At 61.3% G+C, this 16,191-nt stretch carries 17 protein-coding genes and 1 tRNA gene; 4 read left to right on the top strand and 14 right to left on the bottom strand.

The window, feature by feature from the left end; all coding sequences use genetic code 11:
- Complete coding sequence (locus EOD29_RS22940) at positions 1 to 465, top strand: thermonuclease family protein (RefSeq protein WP_127247979.1); 465 nt, start codon at positions 1 to 3, stop codon at positions 463 to 465.
- Positions 466 to 489: 24 nt separating this feature from the next.
- Here the strand turns inward: EOD29_RS22940 and EOD29_RS22945 are convergent, their stop codons facing one another.
- Positions 490 to 741 carry a helix-turn-helix transcriptional regulator gene (locus EOD29_RS22945; protein ID WP_164763814.1) on the bottom strand — a complete coding sequence of 84 codons (252 nt, stop codon included), beginning with the start codon at positions 739 to 741 and terminating at the stop codon, positions 490 to 492.
- Positions 742 to 821: 80 nt separating this feature from the next.
- Here EOD29_RS22945 and EOD29_RS22950 point away from each other — a divergent pair, with 80 nt between their 5' ends.
- Positions 822 to 1,526 (top strand): hypothetical protein, encoded by a 705-nt coding sequence (locus EOD29_RS22950; protein ID WP_164763811.1) that lies wholly within the window; start codon positions 822 to 824, stop codon positions 1,524 to 1,526.
- Positions 1,523 to 2,266 carry a hypothetical protein gene (locus EOD29_RS22955; RefSeq protein ID WP_127247982.1) on the top strand — a complete coding sequence of 248 codons (744 nt, stop codon included), beginning with the start codon at positions 1,523 to 1,525 and terminating at the stop codon, positions 2,264 to 2,266. The genes EOD29_RS22950 and EOD29_RS22955 overlap by 4 nt, the downstream gene beginning before the upstream one ends.
- A 517-nt stretch (positions 2,267 to 2,783) precedes the next feature.
- Here the strand turns inward: EOD29_RS22955 and EOD29_RS22965 are convergent.
- From EOD29_RS22965 to EOD29_RS22980, 3 genes are all read right to left on the bottom strand, one after another.
- The gene (locus tag EOD29_RS22965) at positions 2,784 to 3,215 is read right to left on the bottom strand and encodes a hypothetical protein (RefSeq protein ID WP_164763812.1); all 432 of its coding nucleotides are present in this window, start codon (positions 3,213 to 3,215) and stop codon (positions 2,784 to 2,786) included.
- 601 nt (positions 3,216 to 3,816) lie between these two features.
- Positions 3,817 to 4,542 carry a phosphatidylserine/phosphatidylglycerophosphate/cardiolipin synthase family protein gene (locus EOD29_RS22975; RefSeq protein WP_127247985.1) on the bottom strand — a complete coding sequence of 242 codons (726 nt, stop codon included), beginning with the start codon at positions 4,540 to 4,542 and terminating at the stop codon, positions 3,817 to 3,819.
- A gap of 156 nt (positions 4,543 to 4,698) precedes the next feature.
- Positions 4,699 to 4,774: transfer RNA gene (locus tag EOD29_RS22980), tRNA-Lys, on the bottom strand.
- 284 nt (positions 4,775 to 5,058) lie between these two features.
- On the opposite strand from EOD29_RS22980, the gene EOD29_RS22985 reads away from it, so the two are divergent.
- Positions 5,059 to 5,514: a BA14K family protein gene (locus EOD29_RS22985; protein ID WP_095777749.1), complete on the top strand. Its 456-nt coding sequence runs from the start codon at positions 5,059 to 5,061 to the stop codon at positions 5,512 to 5,514.
- Between the two features lie 67 nt (positions 5,515 to 5,581).
- Here the strand turns inward: EOD29_RS22985 and EOD29_RS22990 are convergent, their stop codons facing one another.
- From EOD29_RS22990 to EOD29_RS23035, 10 genes are all read right to left on the bottom strand, one after another.
- Positions 5,582 to 6,061 carry a DUF6882 domain-containing protein gene (locus EOD29_RS22990; RefSeq protein WP_067319793.1) on the bottom strand — a complete coding sequence of 160 codons (480 nt, stop codon included), beginning with the start codon at positions 6,059 to 6,061 and terminating at the stop codon, positions 5,582 to 5,584.
- 32 nt (positions 6,062 to 6,093) lie between these two features.
- Positions 6,094 to 7,587 (bottom strand): glycerol kinase GlpK, encoded by a 1,494-nt coding sequence (glpK, locus tag EOD29_RS22995; RefSeq protein ID WP_067319790.1) that lies wholly within the window; start codon positions 7,585 to 7,587, stop codon positions 6,094 to 6,096.
- Between the two features lie 90 nt (positions 7,588 to 7,677).
- Positions 7,678 to 9,408 carry an ABC transporter substrate-binding protein gene (locus EOD29_RS23000; protein WP_127247986.1) on the bottom strand — a complete coding sequence of 577 codons (1,731 nt, stop codon included), beginning with the start codon at positions 9,406 to 9,408 and terminating at the stop codon, positions 7,678 to 7,680.
- Between the two features lie 77 nt (positions 9,409 to 9,485).
- A complete protein-coding gene (locus tag EOD29_RS23005) occupies positions 9,486 to 9,773 on the bottom strand; it encodes a DUF2160 domain-containing protein (protein ID WP_067319787.1) in 288 nt (95 codons plus the stop codon).
- A 3-nt stretch (positions 9,774 to 9,776) separates the two neighbouring features.
- The gene (locus tag EOD29_RS23010) at positions 9,777 to 10,685 is read right to left on the bottom strand and encodes a carbohydrate ABC transporter permease (RefSeq protein ID WP_066992537.1); all 909 of its coding nucleotides are present in this window, start codon (positions 10,683 to 10,685) and stop codon (positions 9,777 to 9,779) included.
- Between the two features lies 1 nt (position 10,686).
- Positions 10,687 to 11,553 carry a sugar ABC transporter permease gene (locus EOD29_RS23015; RefSeq protein WP_127247987.1) on the bottom strand — a complete coding sequence of 289 codons (867 nt, stop codon included), beginning with the start codon at positions 11,551 to 11,553 and terminating at the stop codon, positions 10,687 to 10,689.
- Entirely contained in the window at positions 11,554 to 12,621 is a 1,068-nt protein-coding gene (locus EOD29_RS23020) for an ABC transporter ATP-binding protein (RefSeq protein ID WP_095827792.1), read from the bottom strand.
- Between the two features lie 10 nt (positions 12,622 to 12,631).
- Positions 12,632 to 13,711, bottom strand: a complete 1,080-nt coding sequence (locus EOD29_RS23025; RefSeq protein WP_095825324.1) for an ABC transporter ATP-binding protein — start codon at positions 13,709 to 13,711, stop codon at positions 12,632 to 12,634.
- Positions 13,712 to 13,750: 39 nt separating this feature from the next.
- The gene (gene glpD, locus EOD29_RS23030; RefSeq protein WP_067319781.1) at positions 13,751 to 15,277 is read right to left on the bottom strand and encodes a glycerol-3-phosphate dehydrogenase; all 1,527 of its coding nucleotides are present in this window, start codon (positions 15,275 to 15,277) and stop codon (positions 13,751 to 13,753) included.
- A gap of 126 nt (positions 15,278 to 15,403) precedes the next feature.
- Positions 15,404 to 16,171 carry a DeoR/GlpR family DNA-binding transcription regulator gene (locus EOD29_RS23035; protein WP_066992523.1) on the bottom strand — a complete coding sequence of 256 codons (768 nt, stop codon included), beginning with the start codon at positions 16,169 to 16,171 and terminating at the stop codon, positions 15,404 to 15,406.
- Between the last annotated feature and the right edge of the window lie 20 nt (positions 16,172 to 16,191).

The raw sequence follows: 16,191 nt of genomic DNA on the forward strand, positions 1-16,191 counted from the left end.
ATGGTGAAGCTCTTTTTGATCGCGCTCGCCTTCATGCTCACCTGGGGTCCCGTTTCCGCAGCAGAGCATTGGTTTGCTCATGACGGCGACACGCTGTGGCATGACAAGAACCGAGTTCAGTTGCTCGGTATCGATGCCCCCGAACTTTCGCAGCCGTGTTTTGATGCTGCTGACAAGATCTGGCCTTGCGGCAAGTATGCGCGTGATCACGTTCGCCATCTCATAGCCTCGGGTGATGTATCCTGCATCATCGAAGGCAAGGACCGCTATGACAACGATGTCGGCGTCTGCTTCGTGGGGACCATTGATCTCGGGCGCGACTTGGTGAAGCACGGATTGGCGGTCGCCGACAAACTAGCGCCTCGTTACCTTGCCGAAGAGCGCGAAGCCCGCATTGCCAAACGTAACTTGTGGGCGGGGAGCTTTATCGATCCCGGCGAATATAGACGGGGTGGACGCCCATAGCTGCTATCGCCGCAGTGCGCTCACTCACATCTTCCTCAGCCTCACACCAGCGCCGCCGCCATTCTCGGGGATGAACTCGACTCCGACGGATTCCAATGCCGACCGCACAGCGCCAAGGTTGTTCGCCATCCCGGCGGCTTCACCTTGGCTGGCTTCCATGCGCTTGAGCGTGGGGACGGAAATATTCGCCTTCGCAGCCAAGTCGGCCTGGGTGACGCCGACGAGAGCGCGGGCAGCAGCAATTTGTCGGCCAGTCAGTTTGTCCATTAGTATCACAATTATCCCAAAGTATTGACTATTGGCTTGCGCTGAGCCATTGGTATCACGTTGATACGCTAATCTCAACGGAGAACACAATGCCGAACACAATCGTTCCGGCAGCCGGCGAAGCTATGCCCGCTGCCGAGGGAATGCAGATCATCGCCGGGCGATTTTCCCGCCGTGCCATGCTTGTCGGCGCTATAGCCTCTATTCCGGCCATAGCTGGCGCTGTAGCGGCACCGGCCATAGCCACGACGGTGGACACACACCCGGACGCCGAACTCATCCGGCTCGACGCCGAAATGGGGGAAGCCCATGCCAGGAAGGAAGCGTCCTTGAAGGTCGAGAGCGAGACCTACTTCAAGTGCGCAGAGTTGCATCCGCCGCAGCCAGGGAAATGGCAGGATCCCGAGATGCCGGCCGACATCACGGCGTATATCATAGCCCATCCCTTCAACAAGCCGAAGGACGACCCCGAGGAGGTCCGGGCTTACTTCAAGGCGTGCGAGGACAGCAAAGCGGCCCATGATGCTTCGCGCGAGGCATGGCTCGAAGAGGTCGAGGCGATCAACCGCAAGGGCGGCCTGAAGGAGGCGGAACTGGCTTATGAAGCCTGCCTCGACAAGGCGTGGGAGATCGGCCGGCTCATCTTTGCCACGCCGGCCAACACGCTTCACGGTATGATGATCAAGCTTCGCACGGCAGACAGGCTGGAACTGCCCGTCGATGCCGAAAATAACGAAGCCCTGGCATCCATAGCGGCCGATATCAGGCGCCTCGCAGTCGGGGGCGCATCATGAACGCCGTGATCACAAGCCTGCAGCCCTTCGGCATTCCGGATGGCCTAGATCCTCGCGAATGGCGGATTGCCGTCCAGCGGCGCGTCAACGAACTGCTGGACCAGTCCATGGCGCTCATCACCGCGCTCGACCTCATGGAGGCGGACAGCGAAGACCTGGAGGACGGCGCGGACGCCGAGCCTTGGCTTGGCTGGACCGATCGCGGGCCGCAAGCCAGCAGCAACATGTTCCTCGATGGGCGTGGCAGCGCCTACGACGATCGAGAGGCTGAAGACGAGCACGGCGGCGACATCAACGACGAGCCCCAGGCCGACGGTAGCGATGACGAGCACTCGCTCGGCTGGACCGAGGAAAGCTCACAGACGGGCAACCTGGGCTGCTACGGCAGCGAAGGGGACTTGGAGCCCGATCTCGGCTTTGTCGGGCACGGCACCGGCTGGCGCAAGGGCGAGGACGCCTTGGACTGGGGCGAGCATGACGACGAGCGGGAGCACGACGAGCGGGAGCCGAACGGCGACGAGACTGACGGACCCTTTGATGGTGATGGCTCTGGCCGTGCCATAGCCGAGAAGATGCTCCGAGAGAAGGCGAAGCGCCAACCCTCGGACATCGTGCGGGAGGTCGCCACCGCTGGTTTGGAAGCGCCAAAAGCCGAGCCAGTGCTGCCGTTGCCGGTCCCGCCATTCGATCCCGACGCGATGGACCTCCGCGCGCATTATTGGGCGGCGAAGGGGTTCTAACGTTTGCCAGCGTTGACGAACGTTTGCGGCCCGGCTGCCACGGTGTTGGCCGGGCCTTGTGAAAGACGGCAGCGGGCGTATGATGCCTCTTCCAGCATGTTTGTTGTTCCCATTGTTCACTCGGCCCGGCCGCTGAAATTCGGTGGCCGGGCTTTTTAGCAATCGCGAACGTGTGATGTGCATTCGAACCGGATTGCGAGTTAGAGTGACGTGCGTCACCTAACTTTTTCGGTCTTGGCCCGGCGGCTTCGGCTTTCGGGCCTTTTTTCTTTGAGGGGTGGCTGCTGCGCTATCCTGGCCGCGCGAAGTCTGTCGGTTTTTGCATTCCTCTGGGCCGCTTCGCTATCGATTATCGCCCGAGCGGATTCAGTGGTGGCCTCGTGCTTCGCGGCGCGCCGTTTATCGTAAGTCATCCACGGATAGCTAGGGCGACGGCGGCAATTTGCCAGCGGGCCGGCGCTCATTCCTGTCTGGTGGCAGAAAAGTCACGCAGCTTGAATATGCTTGGCCCGCTGCCTTAGGCGGGGCTTTCTTTTTGGCCGGCGGAACTGTCCTCGGCTCTCGGGATATACAGGGCGTCGCCCGAGGGCACCTTCGCCGCGAACTGAAGTGTGAACAGGAGACGGTTTTTGCCGTCTGTCACGTGCATCATCCATGGCGTCTTGTGGGTCCAAAAGGACTGCTTGGTATCGTTTATCATTTCGCCAGCAGCACGCACTGCCTCGACCTGAGCGGCGTCCAAGTTTGGGAGATCAGTGCCGGCAGGATCGGGAATGAAGGTGCCGTTATCGACATGGAAATGATAGGTGGGCATTGCGGCTTGGGTCTCGTTGAACACTTCCAACCAACGGTCTCGGCCGGAAATTGTTTCGAGCGCACCCGCCCTCTCGAAGATCTGGTTAATCAGACCGGCGGCGTCGGCTTCCGGGCTATTCTTTATGGGGAACAATATACCTGACAGCGCTGCCCCCGCGCGAAACCGTAACCGTCGTATAGCCGGCTGGCAGGGCGCCCGTGGTAATTGGATCGACCTCCTGGCAACGGCCGATCATTCCGCTAGGAGCGCGAGCCAGCTCTTCTGCCAACGAGGAACGGCATTCGCTGACGGAAGCGAACACTCGTGACGAAGCGGTATTGATCGGTTTGCAGACTGGCGCATAGCCAGGGCTGCATAGAAGCAAAACCATCACTGCAGCGGTTGCCGGGGCCATCATCGAAGCTCCTTGTGGAGCTTTCAACGCGGGCGAAATCGCTTTGTTTCACATTTTGCTAAAATACGAGCAGAGAGATCAACGGCTCTGTGTCTGTGGCAGAAAAGTCACGCAACTTGGCTATGCGGGCGCGTCAACTAGGGCGCGCTTATTATCGATCTCAGCGAGGCGTACCGTCTTTGCTGCGGGGTAACGGGGACTGGAGCGCTCGCTGCGGCAACGTAGCGGGCGCTTCGCTTTAGCGAGGTGGCGATCCGCACCAGAGCAGGGTTAGCATCCGGCTTCGGCCTTTTGTTAGGCTCCCTGTTCGTTGACCGCCAGGCTTTCGGGTCTTTGCTATTAGATTGGAGTGGCAGCTCTCCACATGTCGGCATAGGCCGGAATCTTGAGCGAGGCGATTTCGGCCGGCGCTACAGAGATCGACGCCGGGGATCGTTTCGCAAAATCTTTGAATGACTGAGTGACGTTCCAGACTTTTACATCGTCCACCACGATGAGTCGATCATGCAATAGCCGAGGCGAAGTCAGCCGCGCTTCAAGTGGGCGCCTGCTTGCATATTGTGCCACCCACCTGGCCGCGGCTGGCGCCAAGGTCGGCCATACATAAGCGGCATCGGAAAGAAGGTCTATCTTCACCCCTTCTGCCGCCATTGGGGCAAAGTCGGTTAGAATGGTTTGATCCAAATAAGGATCCACTATCACCACTCGCGACCGTGCTTCCTTTAATACCTTGCCAATTGCTGTCATGGCATCCATGGGATTGCCAGCCGCGATGAATGCACCTGCCGATGCCGCAGGCGCAGCCAGCTCCGCCCGAGCTAGCGATCGCTGCAGAACCGCCCAAACGCTCGGACCGTAGTAGTTAGCGTGCTCGCGATAATGGTTTGCGATTTCAGTGATCTTTGCTCGGTCCGTCAGATCGCCGACCGCTTCAACTAGCGCGACCGTCTTGCTTAGCCAGAGTTCGTTCTCTTGAGTGTAAGTCGCAATATTTGCGGGCATGGTTGCCAACTGCTGACCCAAGCGCAAATAAAGTTCATCGGCATCTATCGACCTCGACAGCACAGGTGTCCTCCGGTCCTCGCAAAGCAATCCATGTGGCTAGAGCGACCCACAGTCAATGGTAGGCCGAAGCTCGATGCGGACATAGTGCGGACACGAAATTTTGCGGACACAGAAACCGCCCTCACCTCTCGCAAACCGTTGATTTGATTTAGTTTTTGGTGAGCGCGATGGGATTCGAACCCATGACCTACTGATTAAAAGTCAGTTGCTCTACCGGCTGAGCTACGCGCTCCCGCGGGCTCAAAACACCGCCCTCGAAATTGCGCGGAACATAGGGAGAGTGCCGCGACCGGTCAACCGGAAAAACACCAGCTTCCAAGGCGGATTTTGAACGGATTCCAAAGGAGCGGTTAAGATGCCCGGGAGAAGCTTTCGGTGCCTCCGCCAATCACCCGGACCCGGGCTGCTTCAGAAAGCCCTACGATAACAACAGGTTGATGGGGAAGCGGGAACCATTGCAACCCAGACCCGTTTCGCAACACAGGGACGATTACCAAACCCTTGAGGAGTACATCGATGAAAAGGATCGCATCAGGCCTGATGGCAGCCGCCCTCTCGGCGTCGTTCATCGCGGCGGAGGTGGTGCCGGTCAACGCTCAGCCAGCTTATGTGCCACAATCCCAGGGCCTCTGGTCGGATGTCCAGACCGTGCAGTATCGGGATTGGAGGCGACACCGCAGCTTCAACCGCGATTTCTCGCGTCGCGACGGCGTCGTCTACTGGAATGGCCATCGCGGCTACCGTGAATATCGCCGCGGCTATCGCCGGCATGGCGATTATTGGTTCCCGCTCGCTGCCTTCGCCACCGGCGCGCTGATTACCGGCGCCATCATCAACAGCCAGAACCGCGTCTATCGTGGCGGCGATGCGCATGTGCAGTGGTGCTATGACCGTTATCGGTCTTATCGCGCCTCGGACAACACTTTCCAGCCCTACAACGGCCCGCGTCAGCAGTGCGTTTCGCCCTACTGACAGCCTCCAGTCAGTATCCAGGGTCGTTGACCGAGCCCGTGCCGCAAGGCACGGGCTCTCTGTTCGTTCAGCTGGCCCAGTTGACGCTTTTCAATATCAGGTACAGGCCCCCGCCTTCCCCTCGGGGTGAGCGATAGGCTCCGAGCGCGTTGCAAATCCGAACCATGGCACCGGTCAGTCCCCAACCAAGCGCTTCGAGGTCATCGGCCACGTCGAGCACATAAGCCTGCGCCAGTTCGTCTATGCCCTTCTCCTCGCCGAATGACCGAACCAGTTTGGCGTCGCTGAGAAGATCGCCCGGCAAATTTGAATTTGCCCAAGCCCATAGCCAGTTGTCCGCCTTGGCGCTTGTAGAGCCGGCAATCTGTATGTGAGCGACCACCTTGACGACACCATCTGCCGAAAAAAGCAGTTTTCCGGTGGTTAAGTCATAGTCGTAGCGCTGCCAGCTGCCGAGGCGGAATTCATCCTCCAAACGATGGTTCTTGGCGTTCAGTTGGTCGAAAGCCTCGTCACGCCATGCGGGGTACCAGTCCGGATGCTTCATGCCCCCTCGCCTTGCCGTGTCTCCCGCGCCCCTCATTGCACACTCAGCGTCCTGCGCACTGCGTCGCGCCAGCCACTCAGCTTGGCGGAACGGGTGGCGGCGTCCATATCCGGCTTGAAGCGCTTATCGAGAGCCCAGGTCTTGGCAAACTCCTTCGCCTTCGGCCACACGCCGGCTTTGGATCCGGCAAGCCAGGCGGCACCCAGCGCGGTCGTTTCCAGGATGGTCGGCCGATCGACCGGCGCGTCGAGGATGTCGGCCAACCTCTGCATGGTCCAATCCGATGCGACCATGCCGCCGTCGACCCGCAGCACGGTCTTGGCGGAAGCGCCCTTCCAATCCTTGCGCATGGCGTCGAGCAGGTCGCGCGTCTGGAAGGCGACGGATTCGAGCGCCGCGCGCGCGAACTCGGCCGGGCCTGAATTGCGCGTCAGGCCGAAGATCGCGCCGCGGGCATCCGCGTCCCAGTGCGGCGCGCCCAGGCCGACAAAGGCCGGCACCAGATAGACTTGTTGCGCCGGATCGGCGGTCGCCGCCAGCGCGCCGCTCTGCTCGGCCTTGCCGATCACCTTGATGCCGTCGCGCAGCCATTGCACGGCGGCACCCGCAATGAAGATCGAGCCCTCCAGCGCATAGGTGGTCTTGCCGTTCAACCGATAGGCGATGGTGGTCAAGAGCCGGTTCTTCGAGCGCACCAGATCGGCGCCGGTGTTGAGCAGCGCGAAGCAGCCGGTGCCGTAGGTGGACTTCATCATGCCCGGCTCGAAACAGGCCTGGCCGATGGTCGCTGCGTGCTGGTCGCCGGCGACACCGAGAATCCTCATCTCGGCGCCGAAAAGGCTCTTTTCTGTGACACCGAAATCATCGGCGCAGTCCTTCACCTGCGGCAGGACCGCGGCCGGTATGTTCAGGATGGACAGCAGCTCGTCGTCCCAGACATTCTTCTCGATGTTGTAGACCAGCGTGCGCGAGGCGTTGGTGGCATCGGTGGCGTGTACCTTGCCGCCGGTCAGGCGCCAGATGAGAAAACTGTCGATCGTGCCGGCGAGCAATTCGCCTTTCTCGGCGCGCTTTCTCGCGCCCTTCACCTTGTCCAGCATCCAGGCGATCTTGGTGCCGGAGAAATAGGGATCGAGCAGCAACCCGGTCTTTTTCGTGAACGTCTTCTCCAGCCCTTGCTTCTTGAGCTTCTGGCAAAGCGGCGCGGTTCGTCTGTCCTGCCACACAATCGCGTTGTGGATCGGTTTTCCCGTCGCCTTGTCCCAGATGACCACCGTCTCGCGCTGGTTGGTGATGCCGATCGCGGCCATATCCGATGCTGCGCAACCGGCAGCCTTCAGCGCCGCCTTCACTGTCGCGAGCACGCTTGCCCAAATGTCTTCCGGATCATGCTCGACCCAGCCGGAAGCCGGATAATGCTGCGTGAATTCCTGCTGGCCCGTGCCGGCGACTTTCATTTCGCTGTCGAAGACGATCGCCCTGGTCGAGGTCGTTCCCTGGTCGATGGCCAGCACAAAACCGCTCATTCCGTCCCTCCACTTCTCATGCAACAGGGGAGACGGCCAAGCCGCCTCCCCTGCATTTCCTACACAGGCTCGCGGGCCTGCGTCATGCAGTTACTGCTGCTGCCAGCTCTTCACCAGCTCGTCGTAGTTGATGGTGATCGGCTTTTCCTTTTCGTTCTCGATCTTCAACTGCGGCGCAAGGTTGCCCTTCGAGACCGCGTCCTTGTTCCAGTATTCGAGATCATGCTCTTCGGCCATCTTCGGGCCGATATCGCCCTGGACGCCCGACTTTTCGATGCGGCTCATGACCTTTTCCTGCTCGGCGCAAAGCGAGTCCATCGCTTCCTGCGCGGTTTTGGCGCCCGACGACGCATCGCCGATCGCCTGCCACCAGAGCTGAGCGAGCTTCGGATAGTCAGGCACGTTGGTGCCGGTCGGCGACCACTGGACGCGGGCCGGCGAGCGGTAGAACTCGATCAGGCCGCCGAGCTTCGGAGCGCGCTCGGTGAAGCTCTTGTCGTGGATCGTGCTCTCGCGGATGAAGGTCAAGCCGACATGGCTCTTCTTCACGTCGACGGTCTTCGAGGTGACGAACTGGGCGTAAAGCCAGGCGGCCTTGGCGCGGTCGGTCGGCGTCGACTTCATCAACGTCCAGGAACCCACGTCCTGGTAGCCGAGCTTCATGCCGTCCTTCCAGTAGACACCATGCGGCGACGGCGCCATGCGCCACTTCGGCGTGCCGTCGTCGTTCAGCACCGCCTTGGCGCTGGCGTCGACCATCGAGGCGGTGAAAGCGGTGTACCAGAAGATCTGCTGGGCCACCCCACCCTGCGCCGGAACCGGGCCGGATTCGGAGAAGGTCATGCCCTGCGCTTCGGCCGGAGCGTAGGCCTTCAGCCAGTCGAGGTATTTCTGGATCGAGTAGACGGCAGCCGGACCATTCGTGTCGCCGCCGCGCGCGGTGCAGGAGCCCACGGGCCGCGAATTCTCGTCGACCTTGATGCCCCATTCGTCGACCGGCAGGCCGTTCGGAATGCCCTTGTCGCCGTTGCCGGCCATGGACAGCCAGGCGTCGGTGAACCGCCAGCCGAGCGACGGGTCCTTCTTGCCGTAGTCCATGTGGCCGTAGACCTTCTTGCCATCGATTTCGCGGCCGGTGAAGAACGCGGCGATGTCCTCATAGGCCGACCAGTTGACGGGAACGCCGAGGTCGTAGCCGTACTTGGCCTTGAAGTCGGCCTTGTTCTTCTCGTCGTTGAACCAGTCGTAGCGGAACCAGTAGAGGTTCGCGAACTGCTGGTCCGGCAGTTGATAGAGCTTCTTGTCGGGCGCCGTCGTGAACGAGGTGCCGATGAAGTCCTCCAGGTCGAGATTCGGATTGGTGACGTCCTTGCCGTCGCCTTCCATCCAGTCGGTCAGGTTGCGCACCTGCTGGTAGCGCCAGTGCGTGCCGATCAGGTCGGAGTCGTTGACCCAGCCGTCATAGAGGTTCTGACCGGTCTGCATCTGGGTCTGGATCTTCTCGACGACGTCACCTTCCTGGATCGTGTCGTGGGTGACCTTGATGCCAGTGATGGCCGAGAAGGCCGGCGCCAGCACCTGCGATTCATAGGAATGGGTGGCGATGGTTTCCGACACGACCTTGATGTCCATGCCGGCAAACGGCTTGGCTGCGTCGATGAACCACTGCATTTCCTTTTCCTGATCGGCGCGCGAAAGCGTCGACAGATCACCTATCTCCTTGTCGAGAAAGGCTTTTGCCTCGTCCATACCGGCATAGGCGTTACCTACGCCCAGCAATAGTGCAATGGCTGTCGTTGATGTAAAAATTTGCCGTCGCATGTGTTTCCTCCAGTCTTAGGTTGCAAGTGCGATCTGGAGCGGCTGCCGGCACGCGGCCGCTCCAACTATTTCCCCCTCTATACGTATCGGAATACGCCGATCGCGTAGACCACGGAGAGAGCGAGAGCCCACCACAGGTTGGGTCCAACGAGACCCAGCCAAGCGAGATGGATAAAGGCGCTGCCGAGCAGCGACAGGAAGAGGCGGTCGCCGCGCGTCGTTTCGAAGCGCAGGATACCGACGCGCGGATTGCCGCCCGGCGAGGCATATTCCCAGGCCGCCATGCCGACCAGCAGCAGCAATACGGTTCCGAAGAAAGCCGCCGTCGGCAACGTCCACGCCATCCAGGAGAAGTCGAGGTTCATCGATCACACCCTCCCCAGGGCGAAGCCCTTGGCGATATAGTTGCGCACAAACCAGATCACCAGCGCGCCGGGGATCAGCGTCAGCACGCCGGCTGCGGCGAGCAGCCCCCAGTCCATGCCGGCGGCCGAGACGGTGCGGGTCATGGTGGCCGCGATCGGCTTGGCGTCGGTCGTCGTCAGCGTGCGGGCGATCAAAAGCTCCACCCAAGAGAACATGAAGCAGAAGAAGCAGGCGACACCGATGCCGCTCGCGATCAGCGGCATGAATATCTTTACGAAGAAGCGCGGGAAGGAATAGCCGTCGATATAGGCGGTCTCGTCGATCTCCTTCGGCACCCCGGACATGAAGCCTTCCAGGATCCACACCGCCAGCGGCACGTTGAACAGACAGTGCGCCAGCGCCACCGCGATATGCGTGTCGATCAGGCCGAAGGCCGAATAGAGCTGGAAGAACGGCAGGGCGAACACCGCCGGCGGCGCCATGCGGTTCGTCAACAGCCAGAAGAACAGGTGCTTGTCGCCGAGGAAGCGGTAGCGCGAGAAGGCATAGGCCGCGGGCAGCGCCACGGCCACCGAGATCACCATGTTCATCACCACATAGGTGATCGAATTGATGTAGCCCGAATACCAGGACGCATCGGTGAAGATGGTGCGGTAGTTTGCCAGCGTCGGATTGTGCGGGAACAACGTCAGCGACGAGACGATCTCCGCATTGGTCTTGAAGCTCATGTTGATGAGCCAGTAGATCGGCAGCAGCAGCACGACGATGTAGAGCGTCGGCACAATCCACCACCAGCGCGATTCCTCGCCCCGGCGCCGCATCAGCTTCGCCACCTCGTCCTGCGAAAGTGTGCTGCCTACCTCGGTGACCGCCGCTTCGCTTACGCGTGTCGTCTCGTTTGCGCTCGCCATCTCAGCGCTCCGCGTCGTAGTTGGTCATCACGGTGTAGAACACCCACGACAACAACAGGATGATCAGGAAATAGACCAGCGACATGGCCGCCGCCGGACCGAGATCGAACTGACCGAGCGCCATCTTGACGAGGTCGATCGACAGGAAGGTGGTCGAATTGCCGGGACCGCCGCCGGTGACGACGAAGGGCTCGGTATAGATCATGAAGGAGTCCATGAAGCGCAGCAGCACCGCGATCAGCAGCACGCGCTGCATCTTCGGCAACTGGATGTAGCGGAACACCGCCCAGCGCGAGGCGCCGTCGATCTTAGCCGCCTGGTAGAAGGCGTCCGGGATCGAAACCAGGCCGGCATAGCAGAGCAGCACGACCAGGCTCGTCCAGTGCCAGACGTCCATGATGATGACGGTGACCCACGCGTCGATCGGATCCTGGACATAGTTGTAGTCGATGCCGAATGCGTTGACGTAGTAGCCGAGCAGGCCAATGTCGTTGCGGCCGAACACCTGCCAGATCGTGCCGACAACGTTCCATGGGATGAGCAGCGGCAGCGCCATCAGCACCAGGCAGACCGGCACGCCCCATCCCTTCTTCGGCATGTTGAGCGCGATGAAGATGCCGAGCGGCACCTCGATCGCCAGGATGATGAAGGAGAAGATCAGGTTGCGCGCCATCGCTTCCCAGAAGCGGTCGGACGCCAGCAACTCCTCGAACCACTCGGTGCCGGCCCAGAAGAAGACATTGTTGCCGAACGTGTCCTGCACCGAATAGTTGACGACGGTCATCAGCGGAATGACGGCCGAGAAGGCCACCAGCACCAACACCGGCAGGACGAGGAACCAGGCTTTGTTGTTCCAGCTCTTTTCCATCTACGCCCCCATCTCGACGCGCCATGAATCGGCATAGATGTTGATGCCGGCCGGATCGAAGCGGACCCTGGGTTCGGTCGGCACCTCATCGTCCTCGCCGATGACGGCGGCGATCTCTTTGCCCTCGAGATTGGCGCGAACCACCTTGTGGCGGCCAACATCCTCGACCTTGCTGACGGAAACCGCCATGCCCTCGCGGCCGAGCCGGACATATTCGGGACGGATGCCGAGCTCGACGGGACCGGCTTCGGCCCTGGGTGCGCCCGGCAGTTCGATGCGCTGCGAGCCTAGCAACGCCGTCCTGCCTTCGAGCGCAACCGGAAGCACATTCATGCCCGGCGAACCGATGAAATAGCCGACGAAGGTGTGGCGCGGCCGCTCGAACAGCTCGGCCGGCGTGCCGATCTGCACGATCTCGCCGTCATACATGACCACGACGCGGTCGGCGAAAGTCAGCGCTTCGGTCTGGTCGTGCGTGACATAGACCATGGTGTAACCAAACCGGCGATGCAGCTGCTTCAGCTGCGAACGCAGCACCCATTTCATATGCGGATCGATGACGGTGAGCGGCTCGTCGAACAGGATGGCGTTGACGTCCGAGCGCACCAGTCCTCGACCGAGCGAGATCTTCTGCTTCTGGTCGGCGGTCAGCCGGCGCGCCTTCCGGTTCGCCATCGAGGCGAGATCGATCATGTCGAGCGTCTCGCGCACCTTGCGGTCGACATCGGCCTCCGGCACGCGGCGGTTGCGCAGCGGAAAGGCCAGATTGTCGTAGACGGTCATGGTGTCGTAGATGACCGGGAATTGGAACACCTGGGCGATATTGCGCTCCTGCGTCGACAGATTGGTCACGTTCCGGCCGTTGAACAGGAGCTGGCCGTGCGAGGGATGGAGCAGCCCCGAGATGATGTTGAGCAAGGTGGTCTTGCCGCAGCCGGACGGCCCGAGCAGCGCATAGGCGCCGCCGTCCTCGAAGGTGTGATGCACTTCCTTCAGCGCGAAATCCGAATCCTTCTTTGGATTGGTCAGGTAGGAGTGGCGGATGTGGTTGACGTCGATGCGTGCCATCGCTCCCTCCTCAAGCCGCCAGCTTCGACGCAGTCACCGCGCGGCCGTTCTGGTCGAAGACCATGATGTGGCGCGGGTCGATGAACACCTCGACCTCGTCGTCGGTCTCGAAATCGAGGATGCCGTGCGCGAGCATCACCCAGCGCGCGTCGGCGAAGTCGAGATGGACGAAGCTTTCCGAGCCGGTGATCTCGGTGATGGTGACCTTGGCCCGCACCGGCACGGCGCCGGGGTTGGGACGCTCCAGCGACAAATGGTGCGGCTGGAAGCCGATCGTGTAGCTGGCATCCGGAATGCCGAGCAGTTCGGGCGGCACCGGCAGCTTCACGCCTCCTTCGAGAAGGAAGTCCGATCCCTTCTTGGCGAGCACAATGGTGTTGAGCGGAGGGTCGGCGAAGGTCCGCGCCGTCACCAGGTCGACCGGCTTGCGGAACACCTCGACGGTTGGGCCGAACTGCGTGACGCGACCTTCCGAAAGCGTCGCGGTGTTGCCGCCGAGCAAAAGCGCCTCGTGCGGCTCGGTCGTGGCATAGACGAAGATCGTGCCCGCCGCGGCGAAAATCTTCGGCAATTCGGCGCGCAACTCCTCGCGCAGCTTGTAGTCGAGATTGGCGAGCGGCTCGTCGAGCAGCACCAGGCTGGCGTTCTTGACGATGGCGCGGGCAAGCGCCGTGCGCTGCTGCTGGCCGCCCGAGAGGTTGAGCGGCGTGCGGTCGAGATAGGGCGTGAGCTTGAGAAGTGCCGCAGCGTTGCGCACCTCCTTGTCGATCCTGGCCTGTTCGATGCCGGCAACCCGAAGCGGCGAGGCGATGTTCTCGTACACCGTCATCGCCGGGTAGTTGATGAATTGCTGGTAGACCATGGCGACGTTGCGCTTCTGCACCGGCTGTCCGGTGACGTCCTTGCCGTCGAACCAGACCGAGCCGGAAGTTGGCGCGTCGAGCCCGGCCATCAGCCGCATCAGGCTGGTCTTGCCGGAAAGCGTCGGCCCGAGCAGGACATTCAGCGAGCCGTGCTGAAGCGTCAGCGACACGTCGCGGATATGCTCCTGCGCGCCGACCGTCTTCGTCACGTTCCTCAATTCCAGCATCACGCCTCCTCCCAGGCCTTGCGCATCAGCGCTCGATCCTCATTCCGCCGCGGCGACATGGCGGCTGCTTAACCCGCGCATGAATTCTTCCAATGCCGCCGTCTGCTCGCGGCTGAAATGCAGGCCGCGTTTGGTCCTGCGCCACAGCACGTCCTCGGCGGTGATCGCCCACTCGTTCTCGACCAGGTAGCGCACCTCGGCTTCGTAGAGGTCGGCACCGAAATTGCGGCCGAGATCGGCATTCGACTTGGCGAGGCCAAGCAGCTTCTCCGCGCGCGTGCCGTAAAGCCGGGTCAACCTGCGTGCCAGCCGTTGGTCGAGGAACGGATAGGCGTTCTTGAGCCTCGATACCTGCTCGTCGAACCCCGTCGCCGGAAAATCGCCGCCGGGCAGCGGCGCGTTGGCGGTCCATGGCTTGCCGCGCTTGCCGAGAAAGCCTTCGATCTTCTCCAACATCGATTCCGCCAGCCGGCGGAACGTGGTGATCTTGCCGCCGAAGGCGTTGAGCAAGGGGGCGGCACCCTCCCCGCCATCGGCCTTCAGCACATAGTCGCGCGTCGCCTCCTGCGCCTTCGAGGCGCCGTCGTCATAAAGCGGGCGCACCGCCGAATAGGTCCAGACGATGTCCGAACGCTTGACCGGCTGGGCGAAATATTCGCTCGCGGCGGCGCAAAGATAGTCGATCTCGGTATCGCTGATCTTCACCTCATGCGGATCGCCGGGAAAGTCGCGGTCGGTGGTGCCGATCAGCGTGAACTCTTCTTCGTAAGGAATGGCGAAGATGATGCGTCCGTCCTTGTTCTGAAAGAAATAGGCGCGCGGATCGTCGAACTTCTTGCCGATGACGATGTGGCTGCCCTGCACCAGCCGAACATTGTGCACATCGTTCTGGCCGACGGTTTTTGCCAATACCTGATCGACCCACGGCCCGGCGGCGTTGACGAGAAGACGCGCGCGGACTTCCTCGATCTCGCCGGTCAGCACGTTCTGGATCTTGATCGTCCACAGCCCGCTCTCGCGGCGCGCGCTGACCACCTTGGTGCGAGTGCGGATGACGGCGCCGCGGTCGGCCGCGTCGCGGGCATTGAGCGCCACGAGGCGGGCATCGTTGACCCAGCCGTCCGAATATTCGAACGCCTTGCGGAACAGCGGCTTCAGCGGCTTGCCGGCCGGATCGGTGGCCATGTCCAGCGTCTTGGTCGCCGGCAGCAGCTTGCGCCCGCCGATATGGTCGTAAAGGAAAAGGCCGAGCCGGATCAGCCAGGCCGGACGCAGGCCCTTGGCGTAGGGCAGCACGAAGCGCATCGGCCAGATGATATGCGGCGCGTTCTTCCACAGAACCTCGCGCTCCATCAGCGCTTCGCGCACCAGCCGGAATTCGTAGAACTCGAGATAGCGCAACCCGCCATGGATCAGTTTGGTCGAGCCGGAGGAAGTCCCGCTGGCGAGATCGTTCATCTCGGCGAGGTATACGGAAAATCCGCGGCCAACGGCGTCGCGGGCGATGCCGCAGCCATTGATGCCGCCGCCTATGACAAAAATGTCATGGATCGGAGATGCGTCCACAGGGTTCCTCCACGATTTCGCATTGCACCATTTTTGTGTTTCGCGAAACCGTGGCGGGATTATTTCGAACTCGATCCGAATGTCAAACGAAATATCACAGGTGCGTGAGATGTCCGTGAAGAGACGTTATCCGAGCGCTGTCTCGATCAAACGAACCTCCGTTTCCTCGCAAATCCGGCGCACCGAAGGGATGTCGCAACGGTCGGTGATGAAGGTGTTCACCTGCGACAGGTGACCAATGCGAACCGGCGCCGTGCGCTCGAATTTTGTCCGGTCGGAGACGAGAATCACATGACGCGCATTGGCGATGATGGCCTGCGCCACTTTCACTTCGCGAAAGTCGAAGTCGAGCAGCGCGCCGTCATGGTCGATGGCCGAGGCGCCGATGACGGCGTAGTCGACTTTGAACTGGCGAATGAAATCCACCGCGGCCTCACCCACGACGCCGCCGTCGGAGCCGCGTACAACGCCGCCGGCGATCACCACCTCGATCGAAGGATAGATCCGCATCCTATTGGCAACGTTGATGTTATTGGTGATGACCATAAGCCCGTTATGGTCGAGAAGCGCCTTTGAGACAGCTTCCGTCGTGGTGCCTATATTGATGAACAGCGAGGCGTTGTCGGGAATGAGCCTGGCCGCCGCGCGGCCGATCGCCTCCTTCTCATCGGCAGCGATTTTGCGCCGCGCCTCGTATTCCATGTTCTCGATGCCGGACGGGAACAGCGCCCCGCCATGGATGCGCGTCAGCAGCCGCTGGTCACAGAGATCGTTGAGGTCCTTGCGGATGGTCTGCGGCGTCACGCTGAAATGTGTCGCCAGATCGTCGACCAGCACCCGGCCGTTGTCCTTCGCCATCTGGATGATCTCGGCGTGACGGGGCGAAAGGAACATCCGCTATCCTTCATTTTCGT

This window comes from Mesorhizobium sp. M1A.T.Ca.IN.004.03.1.1, assembly GCF_003997555.1.
Lineage (GTDB): Bacteria > Pseudomonadota > Alphaproteobacteria > Rhizobiales > Rhizobiaceae > Mesorhizobium.